Below are 2,699 nucleotides of genomic sequence, written 5' to 3'. Positions count from 1 at the left end.
GTGCATGCTAGCCGGGATTACTTTGGCCATTTTGAATATTACATTGTCAAGAAAGACGGTGGGCTCTCGCATCCAACAAATGTCTGCGAAAATGCAGCATATAGAAACTATTTTAACAAAAATAAAAAGCGGCAATGATGAAGAAGGCTGCGATCCAGGCAAGTGTTTGATAAATATTGATTCAGAAGACGAGCTGGGTGAAAGTGCGGAGTCATTTAACAATTTGGTAATGACTTTATCTAAAGTACTGGATTTAAACTCCGAGATACAGCTGTTTTCTGAAATGCTTACTTCTCATCTGGAGTTAGATGCACTGTCACGTGAAGCACTCAAGCAGCTGATGAAGAATACCGGAGCTATTGGGGGTGCCATTCTAACTGAAAAGAGTGGGGAGTTAGTCGTTGAAGCAGCTGAGTCAATCAAAGAGCCGGGATCTTTGGAAAACAATGCAAGTCTATTGGATACAATGAAGACTCATCAAGGGCAACTGATTCATTTTCCTACCGACATCATTATTGATTGATGGGATCATTGTCGATTTTCGACCAAGTGAATTATTGGTTGAGACAATATTATACAAGAACACCCTTCTTGGAGTGTTGCTCCTTGTTAGCGCTGTACCGTTTACCGATCAAACAATTTTAAAGCTTAAGTTTTTTAACCAAGAACTTAGTCTTGCCTTCGGAATGCCATTACCCACGAACAGATGACACGGCTCGCCGCCGTAGATGCATTAACAGGATTATATAACAGAAGATTCGGAACTATTAGGTTACACGAATAATTCAGCAGGGCCATACGCGCCGGTACACCACTTTCTCTGTTGATGTTTGATATCGACTACTTCAAGATCGTGAACGACACATATGGACACTCGGTTGGGGACAAGTTGCTGGCTAATGTTGCAAAGATCACTTTAAGCTCGATCAGAGAAGGAGATATACTGTTGCGCTATGGCGGTGAAGAGTTCCTATGTGTGTTGCCAGGCGCGAATCAGCACGATGCTGCTATTGTTGCGGAACGAATGCGGATTATGGTTATGGACAGCCATGTAAAGAATTTAGAGCAAGAAATCAAGGTTACGATTAGTATAGGAGTAGCAACCTATCCTCACGATAATATTTTTAACAGTGATCAATTAATCAAACTTTCTGATGAGGCAATGTACGTTGCAAAAAACACCGGGCGGAATCGCATGGTATCATATTAATTCTATACTTGGTCGGAAAAGAGGCTTTTTTATTTTGGAAGCTCTAGAACTGCAAGTTGATAAATAGTTACATGGATTTTCTGATTGTTCTTATGGATATAGCCGTAGTTTTGCATTGTTTCATCCCAAATACTCCACCTACAGGCAAAATTAAAAATTATTGATTTTGCCTTAAAATAGCGTTGATATGTTTCCATGGACACATTGTGCTAAAATCAGATCAAAAAAATAACTAAGTAAGGAAGTAAGATAATAAAAACTGATATTGGAGAATATATTGTAGGTGCATATCTAAAAGTTATTAAGCGCAGGATTGACAAAGTGTTTCTAATAGTTTACAATTATTGTTAATTATGAGAAATGGTAAAAAAAGAAGCAAAACAATAATAGAGTTAGTAGAGAAACTGCCAGTTTTTACTTTCAATGATTTTTTGGGCGTAGAAGAAAGTAGATCTTATCTCCGGATGGTTCTACACCGCTATGAGAAAAGAGGCAAATTACTCCGTTTAAAAAAGGGGATTTATACGAACACTGCTTACATTGAAAGACTGAAAAATCGTGGTGAGATGGAAGTTTTTACAGACTTTATAGCTAACTTTATATATTCACCTTCCTATTTAAGTTTGGAAACAATTCTTTATCGCCACAATCTCCTGACGGAAATTCCCGTTAATCTGACTTCTGTTTCTAAGAATAAAACGGCTTTTTTTAACAATAAGCTCGGCAATTTTATATATCATACAATAAAACCTTCTCTTTTTTGCGGCTTTGAACTATCTGAAGAAAGTGGTTTTTCTATTATAAGAGCTACCAAAGCCAAGGCTATGTTTGACTTTTTATATTTGCGCAAAAATATTCTGCCTAATAAGGAAGCAGTGAGGGAATTAAGACTGAATAAAGAAAACTTAAGTAGAGATGATATTAAAGAATTAAACAAGCATGTTGCCTTAGAGGGTTCCAAAAAATTAAAAATAATATTAAGTTATCTTTTGGATTAAATTATGGAGTTAATAAAAATATTTTTAACTAAATTGATTAAAGATTCTGCTTTTGATGATAAAGTTTTTAGACGGAATTTATTGAAGAATTATTTGCAGATTATTTTTCTGGATTTTATATATTCTAATAGAAAATATAGCCAGCTAATTTTTTACGGAGGTTCTAGTTTAGCTCACTGTTATAATATGCCACGTTTTTCAGAAGATTTGGATTTTGTGGATTTGAAGAAAGAAATAGAAATTCCCAAATTGGCTAAAGATTTAGAAATGTATTTTAAGAAAAACACAGATCTTGAAGTAAAGGCAGTATCGCAAAAATTTCGAACCTACTTAAAATTCCCTTTGCTGCGTGAATTGGGATTGGCCGGGAAAAGCGAATCAGACCTGCTTTTTTTGAAAATAGAAATTTTCAATGAATTTGATTTTTGTGCAGATTATAAAATTGAAACCATCCCTTTATTTAAGTTTAATAGAACAGTATTAGTTAAAAC

Annotated in this window: 3 protein-coding genes and 1 pseudogene; all 4 read left to right on the top strand. The window is 35.3% G+C overall.

Annotation, left to right across the window (positions count from 1 at the left end):
• Positions 1 to 523 (top strand): annotated as a pseudogene (locus tag COZ07_RS02350) (GGDEF domain-containing protein); the annotation flags it as partial.
• A gap of 273 nt (positions 524 to 796) precedes the next feature.
• Positions 797 to 1,210, top strand: coding sequence for a GGDEF domain-containing protein (locus tag COZ07_RS02345; RefSeq protein ID WP_406606988.1), 414 nt, complete (start codon positions 797 to 799; stop codon positions 1,208 to 1,210).
• Positions 1,211 to 1,563: 353 nt separating this feature from the next.
• Positions 1,564 to 2,208 (top strand): type IV toxin-antitoxin system AbiEi family antitoxin domain-containing protein, encoded by a 645-nt coding sequence (locus COZ07_RS02340; protein WP_406606987.1) that lies wholly within the window; start codon positions 1,564 to 1,566, stop codon positions 2,206 to 2,208.
• A 3-nt stretch (positions 2,209 to 2,211) separates the two neighbouring features.
• Positions 2,212 to 2,699: nucleotidyl transferase AbiEii/AbiGii toxin family protein (locus COZ07_RS02335; protein ID WP_406606986.1), on the top strand; the 488-nt coding region annotated here is incomplete at its 3' end.

The organism is Candidatus Infernicultor aquiphilus, from assembly GCF_002784285.1.
Lineage (GTDB): Bacteria > Atribacterota > Phoenicimicrobiia > Phoenicimicrobiales > Phoenicimicrobiaceae > Infernicultor > Infernicultor aquiphilus.
Note: the sequence above shows the minus strand (reverse complement) of the source record. Positions and strands in the feature narration are given on the sequence as shown.